Origin of the sequence: Actinoplanes sp. NPDC000266 (assembly GCF_042899005.1) — a bacterium.
Taxonomy (GTDB): domain Bacteria; phylum Actinomycetota; class Actinomycetes; order Mycobacteriales; family Micromonosporaceae; genus Actinoplanes.
In genome coordinates, this window is the sequence record NZ_JBIAZI010000008.1 from 342,303 (window position 1) to 361,680 (window position 19,378).

Sequence of the window (19,378 nt, forward strand, 5' to 3'; positions counted from 1 at the left end):
GAGAATGCGCGTCTCTCCGGCTGGAGATGTGCTTCCCTAAGTTAATTTTGGTTGGCGTGATCGTTTCTTTGCTGCCGATCTTCGGGGTGCGGGATAATGGTTCATGGCGCAGCTGGGGTTCTTTTCCAGGTCGGTTATTGCTTCTATGCGGGATTGGTCGGGCGTGCCGAGTCATTCGCCGGAGATGGTGGAGTTCCGGCGTGGTCAGGACGAGCGGCGGAAATGGGGTCTTCAACGACGCCACGCGTTGAAGCTGTGCCGGTTGCATGGGTGCTCGCGGTTGTGCGGTGAGTTGGGTCTGCATGATTCGACCGAGCGGATACCGCCGTTGATCTGGGATGACGAGGTCAGCTGGGTGCGGCGCCCGTGTCGGCCCGTTGAGCAGACGGCCGCTTCCGTCCCCGACGGTGTGCCGGTCAGTTGTACAGAGAGGCCGGCTGTGGCCGACCCGGTAGTGCGGGCCGAACCGGCCACCCAAGCCGAGCAGGCAGTCCGGGACGAATCGGCTATCGAGGCTGAGCAGGCAGTCCGGGCCGAGTCGACCGCCAAGGCTGAGCAGACAGCCCGGGCCGAGTCGACCGCCAAGGCTGAGCAGGCAGTCCGAGCCGAGTCGACCGCCAAGGCTGAGCAGGCAGTCCGAGCCGAGTCGGCCGCCGACACCGAACGAGCAGTCCGGGCCGAGCGGGCAGCGTGGGCCGAGCCGACTGTCCATGCCGAGGCGGATGCGCGGGCCGAGTCGGCCGTTGCGGCCGGGACGGCAACGCGGCCCGGATCGACGGTTCGGGCTGAGGTGGTGGAGCGGGTTGAGGCGGTGACGCTGGACCGGCCGGAGGATCAAGCGAAAGTCACCGCCCGGGCCGAGCCCACCAGCCCGGGCCGATCCTCACGCACCGCGCGTAGGCGCCGGCCGGGTCATCTGAAAATCAAAAGCTCGCATGATTCTGGCCGGCGGCCCGCAATTGCGGCAATACACGCAGGCGACACCAGAATGGCGACCGGGGCGATCTCCGCAGTCGGCTGAAGCGTGCCGCTGACAGTTCATTGGCGGGCGCCTTCGAAGGGCGGCAGATCCGGACGCCTTTCGACAACAGGGATCCCGCCTGGGGTGGCTTCAGCGCGGGCTTGTGTCTCCGGGCAGCAATCAGCGAGTCGCTGAAGTTCCGGTTGTTCACGGCGGAGTGATTTTGAAGCTCTCGTCGATCGCATTCACCAGGGGAGCCGCCCGTTCCCCGAGGCCGACACGGACGGCCCAACTGGTGAGTGCCTTCAGGAAACCCAGCAGATCATTCTGGACGCTGAGCAGCATGGTCGGCAGCACCGGCCGGGGAACGTCGATGTAAGACCCGGCGCTGTCGTCTCGGTGTCTCCCGTCCTGCCAGAGCCGGAGGTTCTCACCGATCAGCTCGATCTGCGGCTCCGGGTCGTGGCCCAACCAGATGGGGGCACCGGACAGCACATCGGCCCAGTCCCGCCAGCATTCCAACCCGGCGCAGCAGCCGGGCACCACGATCCTCGCCGTCGCTGAGTCGTGCAGTCGCAGGCCACCGTTGATGAGCAGCACTTCCTCGGCGACAAGAGCCTCGGCGACCTGGGCCGCACCGCTCGACAGCGGGACCTCGATCCGGGACGCCAGCACAGCGACGAACAGCCCTACCTGCTCATCGGTGCAGTGGGCGTCCAGGGCCACCCATGACCATGGAGCATCCCGTGCCACTGGCCACGCGGGTGCCGGCGAGGCGTCCAGCGGCTCGACCTCGAAGACCGCCTTCGCAGTGATCATGGAAAGCATTGAACAGGGTCATGGGGCGTTCATTCGAAACGGGCCGGGTCGCCTGCGCCGACTCGGAGGATCTCGGGCTCGCCGTCGGACAGGTCGATCACCGTGGTCGGCTCGGTGCTGCCCTCGCCCGCGTCGATCACGGCGTCCAGCTGGTGGTCCAGGGTCTCCTTGATTTCCCAGCCCATTGTCATCGGCTCCTCCTCGCCCGGGAGCAGCAGCGTGCTGGAGACCAGCGGCTCGCCCAGCTCCTCGAGGATCGCCTGGGCCACCACATGGTCGGGGATGCGGGCGCCTACCGTCTTCTTCTTCGGGTGCAGCAGGCGGCGCGGCACCTCCTTCGTGGCGGGCAGGATGAACGTGTACGGGCCCGGGGTGGACGCCTTCACCAGGCGGAACGACGCGTTGTTGATCTGGACGAACTGGCCCAGCTGGGCGAAGTCGCGGCACATCAGCGTGAAATGATGGCGGTCGTCCAGATGCCGGATCTCCCGGATCCGGTCGAGACCGTCCTTGTTGCCCATCCGGCAGCCGAGCGCGAAACACGAGTCGGTCGGGTACGCGATCAGCCCGTCACCCCGGACGATGTCCACGACCTGGCGGATGGCGCGGGCCTGAGGGTTGTCCGGATGTACGTCGAAATACTTCGCCACCCGCGAAGTCTAGTGAGTAAGGTCGCCTGACGTGATCGACTCCCCGCGGATAACCGCCGTCACCGTGCCCGGCATCGACAACTCGGGCCCCGGCCACTGGCAGACGCTGCTCGACGCCGACCCCGCCTTCCTTCGCATCCAGCCCGCCTCCTGGAGCGACCCCGAACTGGACGACTGGATCGCCGCCCTCGACCGCGCCGTCGCCGTGGCCGACCACCCGGTGCTGGTCGCGCACAGCCTGGGCACGCTCGCCGTCGCCCACTGGGCCGCCCGGCCCGACGTACCCCCGGTCGCCGGCGCCCTGCTCGTCGCCATCCCCGACCCGGACGGGGCCGACTTCCCCACGACGGCCGGCACGTTCCGTGAACCGCCACTCACCCCGTTGCCCTTTCCCTCGATCGTGGTGGCCAGCACCAACGATCCGTACGACGACAATGGTGTGGCCCCTGCCTTCGCCCAGTCGTGGGGAAGCCGCCTGCTCGACCTCGGCGACGCCGGGCACATCAACACCGATTCCGGGTACGGCGAGTGGCCGCTGGCCGCGACCCTCATCGAGCGCCTGCGCCACGCGGCCTGACGTCCCCCGGGCGGGGGGCTGTGCGCGCGGGCGCCGATCCACCACAATGGGCCGTCTCCGACGAGAGGTGGTACCGCGGTGAGCGGTGTGGAGCTGATCACGGCGGCCCTGGCGGCCGGGGCCACGGCCGGGCTCACCGACACGACCAGTGCGGCGATCCGTGATGCGTACGGGCGGCTCTCCTCGCTCCTGGCCAACCGTAACGCCCTGCCCGCCCCCGGCGCGGAGCCCGATCCGGCCGTGCTGGCCGACTCGGGCGCGGTCACCGACGAGCAGGTGCTCGACGCGGCCCGCCGGGTGCTGAAGCTGAGCGGGAACACGTTCGTGGTCGGCACGAACAACGGCGCGGTGGGCGAGTTCCACGCCCCGGTGACGTTCCACGCGCCGCTCCCCCCTTCCTAGCCGGCGACGGCCCCGGGCCGGCCGTCCCCGGCGTCAATCTCGGCCTGTCCGGCACGTTCCACGGCCCGGTTCACGTCAGCCCGCCCCCGGAAGTCACGTGGCCGCACCGGGTCGGCGTGGTGCCCTTGCGCGCCGACTGCTATCAGGACCGGCCCCTGCCCGACGACCGTGTTCTGGTGTTGTCCGGCCCGGGCGGGGCCGGCAAGACACAGCTCGCGGCCGAGCTGGCCGAGCAGGCCGGCCCCGATCTCCTGCTCTGGGTGACCGCCTCGTCCCGGCAGGCGATCCTGGCCGGCTACGCACAGGCCGCCGCCGAGGTCCTGCACCTCGACCCGGCGGACCAGGAACGGGCCGCGACCCGGTTCCTGGCCTGGCTGGCCACGACCGAGCGGACCTGGCTGGTGGTGCTGGACGACCTCACCGACCCGGCCGACCTGCGCCGGCTGTGGCCGCCGGGCCACGGCCGTACGGTCGTCACCACCCGGCGCAAGGACAACGCCCTGGCCGGCGCCGGACGGCGACTCACCGAGGTCGGACTGTTCACCGCGGCGCAGTCCGTCGCGTACCTCACCCGCCGCCTCGAGGCCCGGCCCGGCCTGGCCGACGACCCGGCCGGGCTGGCCGGCGCCCTCGGTCACCTGCCGCTCGCCCTGGCCCAGGCTTCCGCCTATCTCCTCGACCAGGAGGTGACCTGTGGCGCCTACCGGGCCATGCTGGCCGAGCTCCGCCTCGACGACCTGCGCCCGGAGGTCCTCCCGGACGACCAGGAGCGCGCGCTCGCGGCGACCTGGTCGCTCTCCGTCGAGCTGGCCGACCGTGCTCCGCACCCCGGGCTGGCCCGCTCTGTGCTGAGCCTGGCCAGTGTCCTGGACGCCAACGGCATCCCCGAGGCGGTGCTCGAAACTCCCGCGGTGACCACATGGCTGACCGCGAAACGGCTCATGGCTCATGGTTACCGGATCGGCGCGGGCCGCCTGCGCGAGTCACTGTGGCTGGACGCCCGATCCGAGGAGACCACCTTCAAGGCGCGGCTCCTCCGGAGGGCCACCCGCTGGACGCTGCGCCGTTTCGCGGTCGAGCCGGCCACCGCCGCCGACGTCCGTGACACGGTCCGCCGTCTGCACCTGCTCAGCCTCGCCGCCCACGACCCGGACGGCCACACCATGCGGGTGCACGCCCTGATCCAGCGCGCGACCCGCGAAAACACCGAGGATCAAGAGCTTTCCCAGGCCGTACGGGTCGCGGCCGACGCCCTGGTCGAGTCATGGCCGGCCGCCCGGCAGGTCCCCGAGGTGGGCCAGGCCTACTACGTCAACATCCAGGCCCTGATCAAGGCCGCGCCGGACGACCTGTGGTCCGACCCGCACCCGGTGCTGGTGCACGCCGCGGACGTTCTGCTGGGCGTCGGGCAGGCCCGCGCCGCGGTGGATCATCTGACCTGGCTGGTGGCCGAGGCCAACCGGCGGCTGGGCCCGGACTCCGTCCACACGCTGGGCATCCGCCAGACCTTGTCCGCCGCCCTGGGCCGGGCCGGCGACCAGGCCGCCGCGGTGACCGAGATCGAGGCGGTGCACGCCGACGCCATCCGTGCGGTCGGCCCTCACTGGCAGGGCCTGCTCAGCATCCGCCACAACTTGGCCATCGCCTGGTACAAGGCGGGCCGGGTGGAGGAGGCCGCGGCCGAGTCGGAGAGCCTGGTCGCCGACTGCAGGGCGATGCTCGGCCGCTACAACCTGTTCACGCTCTACAACGTGCACCAGCTGGCTCACTTCAGGGGCGAGCTGGGCGACCCGGCGGCAGCGGTCGAGGCGTACGAACAATTGCTGAAAGACCGCAAGCGCCTGCCCCCACGCGAGGCGGCCCAGCTGGACCTGCACGTCCGCGTCCAGCTGGCGCACTGGCGAGGCGAGAACGGCGACCACGCCGCAGCCGTCACCGACCTGGAGACGTTGCTGGCCGAGCAGACGCCGCTGCTGGGCCCACATCACCGCCGGGTCCTGGCCATACGCCAGAGCCTGGCCCACTGGCGCGGCGAGTCAGGAGACCCGTCCGGCGCGGTGACCGACTTCGAGGCGGTGCTGGCCGACTGGCTGCTGGTGCAGACCCCGGACAACCCCGACACGATGACCGCACGCCAGCTGCTGGCCCAATGGCGAGGCCGCGCGGGCGACCGGGCCGGAGCCGTGGCCGATTTGAAGTCCCTGCTCACCGACCGGCTCCGGGTGCTGAGTCCCGACCACCCCGAGATTCGTGCCACGCAGACCGAGCTGACCCGTTGGCAGTCCGACAGCCATTGATCCCGCGGACAGTCCTGGGCAACGATCGGTAGGTGAGCGACGCCCGGAGCTTTGTGGAGCTGCAGATCGACGAGGTTCGGAACTCCCAGCGGGCTGAAGCGACCGTGACCGTACGGAACCTGCGCGGCACGGTCTTCCGCGGCGCCAGATTCCACCGGGTCGATGACTCGGCGGACGTGATCGACCTGGAGCTGACCCAGATCATCTGGTACCAGAGAACAGTCGACGAGATTCCGGCGGGCCACACGGCCCTGGTCACACTACGTGGGCCGGACACGCGGATCCTCCGGTCCGGAAGCATCACCGGCGGCTGGCAGCGCATCGAGGGCCGCAACGGTCCAAGTGCCGGTGAGAGCAGCCGCTGACCGCTATCGTCGCACTGGTGGATTCTGGAACGGTGGTCCTTTACGGCGATGTCTACACCGCCTATGGCCAGATCTACGTCAACAGGGCTGTTGACGGTGACCATCGATCCGCAAGACCCAGGCTCGGTCGCCGGCGAATTCGAAGACATTGCCGAGATCAGCATGACAACCGAGGACGACCGTTTCCTGCTGGTCTGCTGGGGCGGACAGGAGACCCACGACCTTTCTCCGCTCCCGGCCGGCGCGGCAACATATCGACTGCGGTACCACGCCCGCGGCATGGACAAAGCTTCCGGCGGCGCCCGGCGCGACATCGACGGCCCACCGCTCGACGAATATCTGCTCCAGGTCTGGCCGGCCCCGTATCAACCGCCGGCCTTCGCCCAACTGGCCAGTCGCTCAGCACAGGCGATGCAAAACATGTGGCGACGCTGACGCCTGCTTCTGCCTGGCTTTTTTCGGGCCTCAGTTGTGTCAGGCGAGGTGATCGCAGTGGGGCGAGCAAGGTCGGCCGAGGCGATGGCCGAGGTTCCGCAGCAGCCTTTCGAGTCGCTCGGCCTCTTCGGCGTCAGCGGGTGGGGTGATCGGAGCGCCAGCCGCAATGTGCTCCCCGACCTCGTACAACATGGCGTAGAGATCCTCGGCGGTCGCCCGGTCCAGGCACAGCGTGATGTCGTCGGTCACTCGGCGAAGCTACTCTCGAGCTGCGGGCTGCGGAACAGCCCGGACGTGCTGGAGGCACTGTCCGGGCTGCCCGATCGGGGTCAGGTGGGGCGGGTTCTCATCGGATGAGGTTTCGGGGCACGGCGCGGGCCAAAGCGGCGTAGCCGGCCGGGTTCAGGTGCAGGTGATCCCCGGTGTCGTACGCCGGTAGGAGCGTTTCGGGGGCGGCCGGGTCTCGGGAGGCGGCGTCGAAGTCGGCCACCCCGTCGAAGATGTGGGGGATGGCCTCGTTGATCGTTCGGCGGGAGCGGCGGCGCAGGCCGGCCGGGTCGTCGTAGCCTGTGTTGCCGCCGAACGGGGTCAAGGTGGCGCCGTGGACGGTCAGGCCTGTGGCGTGGGCGCGCAGCACGATCTGGTCGTAGGCCACCAGCAGGTCGTCGACCACCTGTTTCTGTGCCTGCTCGGTGGCCTCGGCCGTTCCGATGTCGTTGACGCCCTCGAAGAGCAGCATGCGGTCCACGCCGCCTACCGCCAGCACGTCGCGGTCCAGCCTGGCCAGGACGTTCGGGCCCAGGCCGTCGTTGAGGACCCGGTTGCCGCCGGCGGCCTGGTTCAGCACCGCCACCTTCGAACCTCGGGCGAACAGCTGGTCGGGCCACCGGTCGTTGCCGTTCGTGGTCGATCCGCGGCCGTCGGTCAGTGAGTCGCCCACGATGGCCAGTGCCGCCGCGGACGCCAGGACCTCGACCGCGCTGATCAGGTACCAGTGGTCCGTCGGTGTGGCGCCGGGCAGGTCCGGGTCGCTGTGATGGTCGCCGTTGACGAGATGCGAAGTGGTCCGCGAACCCGGATGCCCGGTGACCGCGCCACCCGTCAAGCCGGTGGCGAGGTAGGCCGAGATGGTCAGGTTGGCCGCCGTACCGACCGGCAGCGTGACCGGGTCGGAGACGATCTGCGCGCCGGCCGGCACCACCACCGACGGGCGGCCGCCGAACGTCAGCGGCCGGACGCTGGAGGGGACGATCGCCGGTACACCGGCCCGGCCGTCGACGGGCAGGCCCACCGAGGCCGCGGTGATCGGCAGCGGGCCGGTGCCGAAGGCGTTCGAGAACCGCACCCGCAGCTGACGGCCCCCGATCGTCACGTGGACGGTCTGCCGCAGGGTCGTGTCGGCGAGCGCCGCGAACGGCGCCGGCGGCAGGTTGTGCGGCTCGGTCAGCTGCGGCATCGCCGTCCACGTGTGCGCCCAGGACCGGCGCCGGGAGGCCTGGGCCGGCGCGGCGGCCGCGGCCCCGAGGGGCACCGCCGCTCCCCCGGCCACGAGAAGGGTTCGCCTGCGCATCTCAGAACCTCCGGCTCTCGGGCGGGCCCAGGTACGACTGCTGGAGTCCACCGGTGTCGATGACGATCCGCTGCAGGACGACCGTCGGATCGACGGCGTGGAAGGTGACCGTGTGCTTGCCCGGCGCGAGTCCCTCGTACAGCGTGGTCGTGATGTTGATGTTGTCCGAGGTGTTGCGGGCCCACTGGCGGTTCATCGTCGTGTCGTTGGCGCCGGTGGCCGTGGTGATGTTGACGATGCGGACCGGGCCGCCGTCGACCGAGACGCCGTAGCGGACACCGTCCGGGGTGTAGACGCTGTTGCGCGGCGACAGGTGGGCCGCGATCCGCGCCGGCGCGTCGCCGGTCAGGGTCACCGTGTACGACAGCGTGGCGTTCTCCGAGCGCGGCGTGAGCCCGTTGCCCGTACGGCCGATGTCCGGCAGCAGCTGCCACTTGCCCGTCCTGCGGCTGTAATGGTCGGCCTCGATCGCGACGGCGCCGCCGGCCTCGAGGAACCCGGCCGGAGCGACCCGCGGCTTCTCGACCTTGACGTCGACCACGACGCTCGAGCCGGCGCCACTGACCGTCACCGGCACGGTCGTCACTCCGGCCGGCGCCCGCTTCCAGTCGACACGGACGGCCACCCGGACCTCGTCACCGACACGGCCTCTGTCAGGCGTGACCCTCACCCACGGCTCGGACGCTCGAACCTCGTACGAGAAAGGTGTCGTGCCCTTGTTGTAGATCTCCAGATGCCCCGACGAATCCGACGCCCAGGGGCTCAGCGACGACGGCAGCACCGGGAGCACGCCCAGCGAAGACCCGGCCGGGACCTCGATGCGCTTGAGGTACGGGTAGATCTCGTCGGGCAGGGCCACGTTGTTCAGCTCCGGCTGCTGCCAGGGCGCGTTCGGGCCGTAGCGGGCCACGTTGCCGTACCCGATCTTGGGCTGGGTCTGCCAGCCCTTCCACTTCCCGCCGGCCAGCACCTCGTTGTAGTAGCGGCTCATCGCCTGGTCCTCGGCGAACAGCGCCTCGGCCCGGTCGGCCAGGGCATTGGTCGCGGCCCGGCCCTGACCGGCGTACTCGATGTTGGTGAATTCGGCGCGCCTGAGGTCGTACACAATCGCCGTGTCTTTGATCTGGTAGTAGACCAGCTGGTAGAAGGCGTCCTGCCAGGCTTCCGGGACCCGCTGCCGGAGTTTCGTGGCGCGGGCGGCCAGGTCGAGCCACTCCTCGGTCACCCGGTCCATCTCGCCGTAGGCGGTACGGCTGAACGGGCTGGCCTCGTCGTTGTAGGTCACCTCGCCGGTCGCCGGGTTCGTCGAGATGCGCCGGTTGAGAAGCTCCGGCTTGCGGCGGGACTGCAAATGGCCGTACTCCTCGAGCAGATCCGCGATCGCCGGGGCGAGCGAAGGCCCGAAGTTCTGCCGCGCGAAACGCCGGTGCCACTCGCCCAGCGCGCTCACCGGCAGCGCGTCCGGGTTCCAGGCGTAGTCCAGGAAGAACTGCGTCGGCAACTCCTCGTTCTTCAGGTCACCGACGTTGACCATCCAGAGGCGGTCAACCCCTGAGGTGTACGCCCGGTGCAGTTGCTCCCAGGTGTTCGTGATGTTCACCGTGTCGGCCCACTTGTAGTTGCGCCCGTCCCCCACGTAGTCGAAGTGGTAGTACAGCCCGTAGCCACCGGCACGCTTCTCGGTCGTCGGCAACCGGCGCATGTTGCCCCAGTTGTCGTCGCAGAACACGACGGTCACGTCGTCCGGCGGCCGGTAGCCGTTGTCCCAGTAGCGCTGCACCTCCTTGTAGAGGGTCTGCACCTGAGGCCGGTCGATCAGCCCGGTCTCCCGCAGGATCTGCCGCTGGCTGTCGATGATGGAGGACATGAGGTCGATGCCGTCGCCGTCGGGCAGCGACACATCGCCGTTGCCGCGCATGCCGAGCGTGATGACGCCCTCGATGTTCTGGTCACGCATGCGCTCGGCGCCGTCCCGCCAGTACGCCTTGATCGCGTCGGGGTTGCGGCGGAAGCTCCACTCCCCCGTGCCGGTGGGGTGCCGGTTCCACTCCTCGATGCCGCGCATCATCGGCGCCTCGTGGGAGGTGCCCATGACGACGCCGTAGAAGCTGGCGGTGGCGTGGTTGGCCGGGTCGTCCTCGGCGAAGGCACGGCCCCAGACGGCCGGCCAGAGGTAGTTGGCCCGGGTGCGCAGCATGGTCTCGAAGACCTTTTCGAAGTAGGCGGCGTTGAGGCCACCCGGGTAGCCGGGCGCCTTGCCGGGGCCGAAGAAGCTGGGCGCCCAGGTGCCGGTGGCGGGGTTCTCGTCGTTGATGAAGAAGCCGCGGTACTTGACCTTGGGGGTGCCCTGGGAGTGCCGGCCGGGAAGGACGTAGAGGGCGCCGGAATGGGCGGCGGGCACGTCGTCCCAGAAGTGCCAGGGCGAGATGCCGATGTTCTTGGAGACGTCGTAGGCGCCGTAGATGGTGCCGCGCTGGTCGCTGCCGGCGATGACGAAGGCGCGGCGGACGCCGGGCAGCGGGTCGGTGACGATCTGCTCGATCGTGGTTTCCCACTTGCCCCGGATGGAGGTGACGTCGAGCTTGCCGCGGGCGACGATCTGGTCGATCAGCGGGCTCTTGCCGACGGTGCCGACGATCACGAGATCGCGCGCGGCCGCGTCGTGCACGACGGCGGGCCGCACGCCTGTCACTTTCTCGATGTCCGCCTGGAGATCGTCGACGACCCGGATGACACCGGCATGGTCGGCCGTGCTCACCACGATGGGCGCCGCCTTGCCGCCGGCGACCAGAGGGAAACGGCCCGGGCCCGGCTGGGTGGCGATGTAGCCGGTGGTGTTCGGAGAAGCGGGGGTTGCTTCGGCGGAGGTCACGGGGGCGGAGATCAGCGTCGCCGTCAGGGCGAGCGCCACCACCGCCGCCCTCACTTGAACCACCTCAGCGGCACGGCGTCGGCCATCGCGGCCATGCCCGCGTCGTTGGGATGCAGGCCGTCGCCGCTGTCGTAGAGCGGGTTCAGGCGCAGGCGGTCGGCCGGGTCGCCCATGGCGCGGTCGAAGTCGATGACGCCGTCGTATTCGCCGCCGGAGCGGATCCAGCGGTTGAGGACGTCGCGTTTGCGTTCGTTGGCCTCCGAGTAGAAGCCCAGCGTGTCGCCCTTGAACGGCAGGATCGTGGCGCCGATGGCGGTGATGCCGGCCGCGTGCGCGCGGGCGATCAGCTGCCGGTGGCCGGCGATCAGGTCGTCCGCCGTCACCACCTCCGACGCCGGCGCGACCGTGCCCGGGTGGCCCAGGTCGTTCACGCCCAGCAGCACGATCAGGTGGCGGGCGCCGGGCTGCGCCACCACGTCGCGGTCGAAGCGGCGCAGGCCGCTGTGCCCGAAGTAGTTGGCGAACGTCTCGGCGTCGCTGCCGGGGGCCGGGTTCGGGTCGTGCAGCAGGCGGTTGCCGGAGATGCCGACGTTCGCCACGCCCCGTTCCAGGCCGGCGGCGCGCAGCCGGGCCGCCAGCAGGTCGGGCCAGCGGTGGTTCAGGTTGTTCTGGGTGTTGGCGCCGTTGGTGATCGAGTCGCCGAGGGTGACGATCGCCGAGCCCCGGTCACGGACGGCCACGCCGGAGAGGAACAGATATTGACCGATCGTCTGTACGGGGGTGAGCGTGCGCGCCGCTGTCACGTCCCCGTCGGCGATCACGTTGTCCTGGAAGGCGAACGCGGCCAGCGTGGTGACCGGGGTGCGGGCCGGCAGGAACAGGCTCACCGCCAGGTCGGCGCCGGGCTTCACGTGCAGCCGGACCGGGTCGCTGAGCAGCGGCGAGCCGGCCGGAACGACGGCCTCGGCCCGGTTGCCGAAGGTGACCCGGCGGTCGGTGCCGGGGACTATCGCCGTGCTGGAGCCGGTGCCGGCGCGCAGGGCGACCCGCACCGCGCCGACGCGCAGCGGGGTGGTGCCGAACTCGTTGGTGATCCGGACGCGGAGCTCGTCGCCGCCGGCGCTGAGGTGGACGACGTGGCGGACGGTCTGCGCGGCCAGCACCAGCGGCGGGGACGGCGGGATGGTGGTCGGTGCGGCCGCCCACGAGGCGACCCAGTCGTAGTCGTCGTCGTGGGCGCCCGGGGAGGCGGCGGCCGCGGTGGGTACGGCCAGTCCGGACGCGGCGGCGGTGACGGCCGCGCCGGAGGTGAGGGCGAGGAGTTCGCGTCGGGTGGGCATGGGGCTCCTTCTCGGCAGCGGGGACGGCAGCGAAGGCGTGAGGGGGACGGCGCTGAAAGTTTCGGAAACAAATCGAACCGACCTTCGTAACGTAAAGGCGTTCATCTATGTCGTCAAGAGATCCCGAGCCGATCATGGTGCACATGTGGCGTTGAATCGTTTCCGGTAATCGTCGGAACTTTCGGATCGGACAGACGCCAGCGGCGACGCGAGAATCTCGCGCCGCCGCCGGGTCGGGGGAAGGGTCAGGCCGTCGAACAGGCCAGGTTGCTCACGTTCGGTGGCGCGGCTCCCGAGCCGATCAGACCGAACGTCGTGTGGCTGCCCGCGGCCACCGTGCCGTTCCAGGCGGCGTTCTTGACCGTCACCAGCGATCCGCTGCTGGTGGCCGTGCCGCTCCAGGCCTGGGTCAGGCCCTGCGAGCCCGGCCAGGTCCAGGTGACCGTCCACTTGCCGATGGCCGCGGTGCCGGCGTGCACCATCACCTCGGCCTGGAAGCCGCCGTTCCACGAGCCCGTGACGTTGAACATCGCGGTGCAGTCCGAACCGCCACCAGGGTTGGGGGTGGTGGGCACAGGTGTGGTCGGCACCGGCGTGGTGGGCGTCGGGGTGCCCGGCGTCGTGCCGCTCCCCCGAATGCCGGTGACCTCGCCGTTGCCGCCGTCGAAGACGACGTCGGAGCAGCCGTAGAACGTCTCGTTGCTGTCCGAGCGCTGCCACACCGAGTAGATCAGGTGGCGCCCGCTCTTGCCGGACGGCAGGTTCGCGTTCCAGTAGTAGTAGCCGTCGTCGCTGCCCGGCCCGCCGTTGTCCGGCGGGTTGGTCACCGTGTCGAACGGCGTGGACTCCAGGTCGCTCCAGGCCAGGGCCCGGGTCGGGCTCCAGCTGTCCTTGGTGATGTAGAGCCGGAACGTGCCCGGGTGCTTGGCCCAGTTGTTGTACTTCACGCCGAGCGTCGCCCCCGAGGTCAGGTGCGTCACCGGCCAGTCGTCACGAGCGAGATTGAAACCGGTGAAGTTGTACGGTCCCCCGGTGCCACCGGAGCAGAGCTGGCCGTCGGGGATGAAGCCCGACATCCGGCCCGCCCCGTCCGAGCGGAGCACCGCGAACCAGTTGTAGAGCGACGTCGTCCCGCTCTGGGCCACCGCCGCCGCGCAGGCCGCGTTGGTCGGGTTGATGGCACCGGTCGAGTCCTTGCCGTCCTTGTAGCACAGCCACGTCCGGCTGCCGGGCACCATGATCGCGCCGTGGGCCTGAGCCGTGGTCGACGTGATCACGAGGCCGGCGCCCGCTGCGAGGAGCGCGGCTACGGCGTACATCAGAAATCTCTTCATGGTCCCTCCGAATCAGCCGTTGGGGAACAGCCGGGCGAAGTCGGCGTAGCCTGTGGCGACGTCGACCTGGGCCCAGAACCGGTGGTAGTTGAACGTCGGCGCCGGGCCGCCGTTCAGATAGGCCTCGACCTTCGGGTAATCCGGGTCGTTCTTGTAGAAGGAACGGATGTCCAGGAAGGACACACCGGGCTTGATGGCGTCGCCGTTGGGCATGGTGCCGCTCCAGCCCGGCGGGATGTAGATGCCCTGGCCGGTGGACGCGTTGTAGGTGTCGTCCATGCGGTTGTAGTCGGCGCGGGTCTCGGTGACCGACACGCCCTTGCTGTCCTTCTTGGTCCAGATCGCGTCGAGCAGGTTCTTGGCCGCGGTCTTGGCCGTGGCGCTGCCCGACTTGGCGGCGTAGTAGGTCAGCAGCTTGGCGAACGAGCCCGCCACGCCCAGGTCCTGGCCCTTGCTGGTCACCGTGACGTGCAGGTTGGTGTTGGCCGCGGGCGAGGACGGGTTCCAGGTGGCCGGTGCGCCCGACCACGCCATGTCGGACGGGATGGAGAAGTCGGTGGCGCTGATGGTGCTGTTGGCCAGCGCCCACGGCACCCACTTGTCCAGCACCGACTTCGCCTTGGCGTCACCGGTCGTGTAGTAGTACTCGGCCAGCCGCTCGAGGGACCAGGTCTGCATGCCGAACCAGCGGTTCGACGGCGGGTCCTCGTAGACCGGCGCCTCGACGTAGGCGAGACCGTAGAACGTCGGCGTGCCGGCCGGGCGGGCCTGGTAGCTGCCGTTCCAGCTGTTCGTGGCGCCGCCGGCGATCGCGCCCTCCGACGACTGCAGCCACTGGTAGAACTCGAGCTGCCGGTTGAGGCTGGCCTGCCAGTCCGCCTTGGCCGTCGGCGACTTCGGGGCGAAGGCGCTGACGTTGGACAGGATGTACGCGGCCATCGGGTTCTGATATCCGAAGTGGCTGGTGCTGGAGCCGATCCGCCACGCCCAGCCGGCGCTGGTGTCGGTCGCGCCGCCCCAGGCGTAGTACCAGGACATCAGGTTGTTCGAGGCGTTCTTGCCGGTGCCCGCGGCGCACGAGGTCGACGCGCAGCCCGGCTGCTTGAAGTACTTGTCGTAGAACGAGTACCGCAGGTAGTCGCCCATCTTGGCCGCGTTGGTCACGGCGGCGGAGATCTGCGACTGCTTGCCCTGCTCGGTGGCCCAGGTGTACGCCCAGTACGCCGCCTGCACCGCGCGCGAGTCCGCGTCCGGCGCGTTGGTGTACTTCCACTGCTTGGCGTAGCTGGAGTCCTTGGTGAACAGGTCGAGGTAACCGTTCGGGCCGCCGTGCTTGAAGGTGTCGCAGGACGGCTGGGGCACGGTCTCGAACGTCGACTCCTGCGGGCCGCGCTGGAACGTGTTGATGTAGACGTTCTTCGACGTGCCGTCGCCGCAGTGGCCGAAGCCGTAGACGTTGTCGACGTCGAGCAGCCAGTGCATGCCGTAGATGTCGTCGGTGCCGTACGCGCTCTTGAGCTCGGCCGCCAGCGGGTCGGTGCCGACCGACACGCTCTGGTCGAGCTGCGACGGGTACTGCGACGGCAGCGGGTACTCGGCCGCGTAGGTGGCCGGCTTGGACGCGTTGTAGTTCGCGTTCGTCGGCTGGTCGGCGTGCGACGGGATGATGTACTTCTCCATCGTGGCCCAGGCGCTGTTGAACGGCGCCCAGTCACCCGACGAGTGCCCGTGCTCGGCCTCCAGCCACAACCAGTAGCTGAACGCCTCGGACGTCGTCTCGTGGCCGTGGTCGGGCGCCTCGTCGATCAGCGTCTCGATCGAGTGGTAGGGCACCCCGTCGGGGCTGAAGTAGCCGTTGGACGGGTTCTTGATGTCGTTGTAGAGCTGGGTGAACCGGGCGTCGGCCGAGCCCTGCTGGGCCACTGTCGCGTTCACCGTGGCGGCGGTGTGCCCGCTCGCGGTGGCCGAGAACGTGGCCGTCGCGCCGAGGGCGGCCGCGCTGGTGGCGGCGATGGTGACGGTCTGGCCGGTGTTCCAGTTCGACGGCGTGAACGTCAGCGAGGCCGGCGTGGCCGACACCGTGGTGGCCCCGGCGGTGCGGGCGACCGCGACGGTCACGTTGGCCGTGGGCGCCTTGGACAGGGCCAGCTTCAGCGTGGCGCTGCCGCCCGGCGAGACGGTCACCGACGTGGCGTCGGCCACGATGGCCGGGGTGGTGGCCGCGTCGACGAAGACCGGCACGTCGGCCGTGTTGCTCTTGACCCCGTTGGCGTCGTACGCGATGGCCTGCAGGTGATAGGCCGCGGCCTGGGCCGGGACACCGGACCAGGTGTACGTGTACGGGGCCGCCGTGTCGGTGTTCATGAGCAGGCCGTCGTGGTAGAACTCGACCTTGCTGATGGAGCCGCCGCTCGCCACCGTGGGCGTGGCGGTGATCGGGATCGACGCGGGCGCGGTGTAGCGGGTGTTCGCGGCCGGGCTGGTGATCTCGACGGTCGGCGCGGCGACGGCCCCGTTGCAGGGCGCGCCGTTGAGCGTGAACGAGGTGGGCACCGGGTTGGCCGAGCCGAACGTGCCGTTGAAGCCCGTGCTGACCGTGCCGTTGGTGCCGATGCCGCCGTTCCAGGCCGCGTTGGTCACGGTGACGTGCCGGGCGCTCTGCGCGTAGACACCGTTCCAGCCTTGGCTGACCTTCTGGGCCGCGTCCGGGAAGTCGTACTCGAGCTTCCAGCTGGTCAGCGGATCACCGGTGTTGGTGATGGCGATGTCGCCGGTGAAGCCGCCGGACCACTGGCTCTGCACCTTGTAGACGACGGTGCAGCCGGGTGCGGCCAGGGCGGGGGTGCCGGCCGAGAGGGCCACGCCGGCGCCGAGGACGGCGGCGCCGGTGAGGGCCAGCCCGCGGCGCAGGCGTCTTCTGACTCTTTGTCGTGCTCGCACGTGGGGGAGTTCCTTTCTGCTCAGGAGCAGGTGATGGGTGAGGGGACGGGGTTATTCGTTCCGGCCACGCTGCCGAGGAAGCCGAAGGTGGTGGTGGCGCCGGGGGCGAGGGCGCCGTTGTAACTCGCGTTGCGGGCGGTCACCGCCGTGCCGCTCTGGGTGGCGGTCGCGTTCCAGGCATTGGTCAGGGTCTGGCCCGCGGTGAAGGACCAGCCGACGGTCCAGCCGGTGATGGCGGCGGTTCCGGTGTTCTTGACGGTGACCTCGCCTTGGAAGCCCCCTTGCCATTGACCGGTCACCTTGTACGTCGCCGAGCAGCCCCCAGGAGCAGGAGTGGTCGGAACTGGGGTCGTCGGAACTGGGGTCGTCGGAACTGGGGTCGTCGGAACGGGAGTGGTCGGGACCGGCGTGGTCGGCGCGGGGGTCGTCGGCGTCGGAGTCGCCGGATTGCCGGTTTTATCGCCATAAACGATGCCCCGGCCGTTGGTGCCGAGGTAGACCCGCCCGTACACATGGGGATCGGCGGCCAGGGCGTCACCGGCGTTGCCGTACTGATGGGCGTCGTCGTTGATCCGCACCCAGCTCGCCCCGGTGTCGTCCGACCGGAAGACCCCGGTCACCCCGTCGACCGTGCCGACCAGGTAGACCGCCGGCCTGGCGGAACCGGGCGCCGCCTTGCCGAACGCCACATTGACGGCCGACGTCACCGAGGCGACCTTCGTGAACGTCGCCCCCGAGTCCGTCGAGCGCAGCAACCCCGTACTGCCGGCGAACCAGACCTCGCCGCCCGCGCCCGGCACGGCGTGCAGGTGGAGCCGCCCGCTCGACGGCATGGCGGCCGCCGACGCGGTGAAGGTCGCGCCGCCGTCCTTGCTCGTGTAGAACGCTCCGGCGGCGTACGCGTAGAAGGTCTTGGGGTTGACCCTGTCGCTCTCGACGATCGCGCCCGCCGGCAGCCCGGCCGAGGCCGTCCAGGAGCTGCCCCGCGTCGTGCTGAAGTGCACGCCCGCGCCCTGTGGTGACCAGACCATCGACGTCGCGTCGGCGCCGACCGCGATGGTGCCGCCACCGGTGACCCCGGACGGCTCCTGGCCCTGGTACCAGTTCTTGCCGCCGTCGCTGGAGATGCCGATGTGCGGGGCCGCGTCGGCGTTGCCGACCCGGGCGAACACCGCCGGGCTCAGCTCGGCGAAGTCCAGGCTGGTGTTGCTGCCCAGGCTCGGCGTGTCGTGGAAGTTGGCCGGCACCGTGTCGAGCGAGGCGTGGTGGAAGCCGCCGATGTCGCCGAGCGCGCTGACCAGCGGCGCCCCCGACGGCGGGCTGGCCAGGTCGAGGACGGCGGTCTCCTCGAGGCCCTTGGCCATCGGCTTGATCGTGATGGCCGAACCGGCGTCCCAGTTCGTGAGGTTGGCCGAGCCGTAGACCGTGGCGCCCGTGCCGTACAGAAAACGGTTGGAGTTGAAGGGATCAATGGCCAGGGTCTCGTTCATCCAGCCGAGCTTCGGTGTCGACTCCGGTGGTTGCGGATTGGTGTTGAAGTCGAGCCACGGGTTGGCCGAGATGTCCATCGTGTAGCGCTTCGTCACCGACGGGTAACCGGCGAAGTCCCAGATGCGGGTCCAGGTGGCGCCGTTGTCGGTGCTGCGGAAGAAGATCGCGTCGGGCCACCAGGAGATCTGCGTGGCCACCATCAGCGTGCCCGGCTTCTGCTTGTCGACGGTGAGGCCGGAATAGCCGTAGTACGGCGAGTCGGCCGCCGGCGTCGGCGAGATGTCGGCCCACGCACCCGTGGTGAGGTCGAGGCGCTGGACCTGCCCGGCGCCGCCGTCGTACGGGCCGCCGGTGTCGCTGGTCGCGATGAACAGGTAGTTGCCCTGCACGACGCCCTTGTGCGCGATATATCCGGTGGGCTGGCCGGGCACGCGTTCCCAGGTCACGCCGTTGTCGAGCGAGCGGTAGACCGGGTTCTGCTTGTCGGCCACGCCGACGTAGATCTGGTTCGCGGCGCCGAAGGTGACCCAGGTCAGGCCCTGGTTCTGGTTGAGATAGCCGTTGGCGTCGTTCGGGTCCTGCACGTAGTTGCCGGCGTTCGGGAAGGCGGTCACCTTGGCCCAGGTCGCGCCGTAGTTCGTGCTGCGCCACAGCCCGTTGCCACCTTCGGCGGCGTAGTAGACCGTGCTGTTGTGGTGCGGGTCGACGGCGAGCCGCTCCCCCATGCCGCGCCCGGGCATGTTGCCGCCGTTCTTGAACGGCAATGTGGTGATCTGCCAGGTGTTTCCCTTGTCGGAGGATCGGAGGATCGCGCCGTTGTTGGGGTCCCAGCTGTTGGTATACATCCCGACAGCGGCGTAGACCCGGTTCGTCTCGACCGGGTCTCCGGCGATGCTGACGACGCCGTTGTAGCCCCAGTTGTCCTGGCCCACCCAGTCGAGCAGAGGCGTCCAGCTCTGCCCCGTTTCGTTCCATCGATAGGCGCCGCCGATGTCGGTGCGCGCGTAGATCAGGTTCCGCTCGCCCGGGTTGAAGACGACGGCCGGGACGAATCCGCCGCCGTCGATCCGGACGTTCTTCCAGCTGTACGGATCGACGGCCGCCGCGGTGGCCGTCAGGGGCCGGGCGAGGACCAACGCCACGGCACTGAGCAGGACCGCGGCGACGGCGGCCGAGATGGTGGAGCGCCTCATCCAACACCTTCCATCGATGAACGTCATAGTGGGAGCGCTCCCAGAAGCGTGGGTCGCCGACATCTGGCTGTCAAGACCTGGAAACCCGTAGTTGACAATCGTGCATATCTTGGGCACCGTGCGGGCTTGGAG

Annotated in this window: 15 protein-coding genes; 6 read left to right on the forward strand and 9 right to left on the reverse strand. The window is 69.7% G+C overall.

Annotation, left to right across the window (positions count from 1 at the left end; translation table 11 throughout):
* Window positions 1-103 precede the first annotated feature (103 nt).
* The gene (locus ACFY36_RS31980) at window positions 104-1,021 is read left to right on the forward strand and encodes a hypothetical protein (RefSeq protein ID WP_499749631.1); all 918 of its coding nucleotides are present in this window, start codon (window positions 104-106) and stop codon (window positions 1,019-1,021) included.
* Between the two features lie 147 nt (window positions 1,022-1,168).
* Here ACFY36_RS31980 and ACFY36_RS31985 read toward each other — a convergent pair whose 3' ends face one another.
* Window positions 1,169-1,780 (reverse strand): hypothetical protein, encoded by a 612-nt coding sequence (locus ACFY36_RS31985; protein WP_499749632.1) that lies wholly within the window; start codon window positions 1,778-1,780, stop codon window positions 1,169-1,171.
* 29 nt (window positions 1,781-1,809) lie between these two features.
* On the reverse strand, window positions 1,810-2,430 hold the full coding sequence (locus ACFY36_RS31990) for an L-threonylcarbamoyladenylate synthase (RefSeq protein WP_499749633.1): 621 nt from the start codon (window positions 2,428-2,430) through the stop codon (window positions 1,810-1,812).
* 31 nt (window positions 2,431-2,461) lie between these two features.
* Here ACFY36_RS31990 and ACFY36_RS31995 point away from each other — a divergent pair, with 31 nt between their 5' ends.
* The 5 genes from ACFY36_RS31995 to ACFY36_RS32015 all read left to right on the forward strand — a co-directional run bounded on the left by ACFY36_RS31995 (window position 2,462) and on the right by ACFY36_RS32015 (window position 6,506).
* The gene (locus ACFY36_RS31995; RefSeq protein ID WP_499749634.1) at window positions 2,462-3,007 is read left to right on the forward strand and encodes an RBBP9/YdeN family alpha/beta hydrolase; all 546 of its coding nucleotides are present in this window, start codon (window positions 2,462-2,464) and stop codon (window positions 3,005-3,007) included.
* A gap of 78 nt (window positions 3,008-3,085) precedes the next feature.
* Window positions 3,086-3,409 (forward strand): hypothetical protein, encoded by a 324-nt coding sequence (locus ACFY36_RS32000; protein ID WP_499749635.1) that lies wholly within the window; start codon window positions 3,086-3,088, stop codon window positions 3,407-3,409.
* A gap of 116 nt (window positions 3,410-3,525) precedes the next feature.
* Entirely contained in the window at window positions 3,526-5,706 is a 2,181-nt protein-coding gene (locus ACFY36_RS32005) for a tetratricopeptide repeat protein (RefSeq protein ID WP_499749636.1), read from the forward strand.
* Window positions 5,707-5,738: 32 nt separating this feature from the next.
* Window positions 5,739-6,071 (forward strand): hypothetical protein, encoded by a 333-nt coding sequence (locus tag ACFY36_RS32010; RefSeq protein WP_499749637.1) that lies wholly within the window; start codon window positions 5,739-5,741, stop codon window positions 6,069-6,071.
* Window positions 6,072-6,167: 96 nt separating this feature from the next.
* Window positions 6,168-6,506, forward strand: a complete 339-nt coding sequence (locus ACFY36_RS32015; RefSeq protein WP_499749638.1) for a hypothetical protein — start codon at window positions 6,168-6,170, stop codon at window positions 6,504-6,506.
* 39 nt (window positions 6,507-6,545) lie between these two features.
* Here ACFY36_RS32015 and ACFY36_RS32020 read toward each other — a convergent pair whose 3' ends face one another.
* The 7 genes from ACFY36_RS32020 to ACFY36_RS32050 all read right to left on the reverse strand — a co-directional run bounded on the left by ACFY36_RS32020 (window position 6,546) and on the right by ACFY36_RS32050 (window position 19,246).
* Complete coding sequence (locus ACFY36_RS32020; protein ID WP_499749639.1) at window positions 6,546-6,755, reverse strand: hypothetical protein; 210 nt, start codon at window positions 6,753-6,755, stop codon at window positions 6,546-6,548.
* 97 nt (window positions 6,756-6,852) lie between these two features.
* Window positions 6,853-8,076 carry an SGNH/GDSL hydrolase family protein gene (locus ACFY36_RS32025; protein WP_499749640.1) on the reverse strand — a complete coding sequence of 408 codons (1,224 nt, stop codon included), beginning with the start codon at window positions 8,074-8,076 and terminating at the stop codon, window positions 6,853-6,855.
* A 1-nt stretch (window position 8,077) separates the two neighbouring features.
* Window positions 8,078-11,002, reverse strand: a complete 2,925-nt coding sequence (locus ACFY36_RS32030) for a glycosyl hydrolase 115 family protein (RefSeq protein ID WP_499749641.1) — start codon at window positions 11,000-11,002, stop codon at window positions 8,078-8,080.
* The gene (locus ACFY36_RS32035) at window positions 10,999-12,288 is read right to left on the reverse strand and encodes an SGNH/GDSL hydrolase family protein (RefSeq protein WP_499749642.1); all 1,290 of its coding nucleotides are present in this window, start codon (window positions 12,286-12,288) and stop codon (window positions 10,999-11,001) included. Before ACFY36_RS32035 ends, ACFY36_RS32030 begins: the two co-directional genes overlap by 4 nt.
* A gap of 245 nt (window positions 12,289-12,533) precedes the next feature.
* A complete protein-coding gene (locus ACFY36_RS32040) occupies window positions 12,534-13,622 on the reverse strand; it encodes a lytic polysaccharide monooxygenase auxiliary activity family 9 protein (protein ID WP_499749643.1) in 1,089 nt (362 codons plus the stop codon).
* 12 nt (window positions 13,623-13,634) lie between these two features.
* Window positions 13,635-16,562 carry a glycoside hydrolase family 48 protein gene (locus ACFY36_RS32045; protein ID WP_499749644.1) on the reverse strand — a complete coding sequence of 976 codons (2,928 nt, stop codon included), beginning with the start codon at window positions 16,560-16,562 and terminating at the stop codon, window positions 13,635-13,637.
* Window positions 16,563-16,582: 20 nt separating this feature from the next.
* Window positions 16,583-19,246 (reverse strand): cellulose binding domain-containing protein, encoded by a 2,664-nt coding sequence (locus ACFY36_RS32050; RefSeq protein ID WP_499749645.1) that lies wholly within the window; start codon window positions 19,244-19,246, stop codon window positions 16,583-16,585.
* Between the last annotated feature and the right edge of the window lie 132 nt (window positions 19,247-19,378).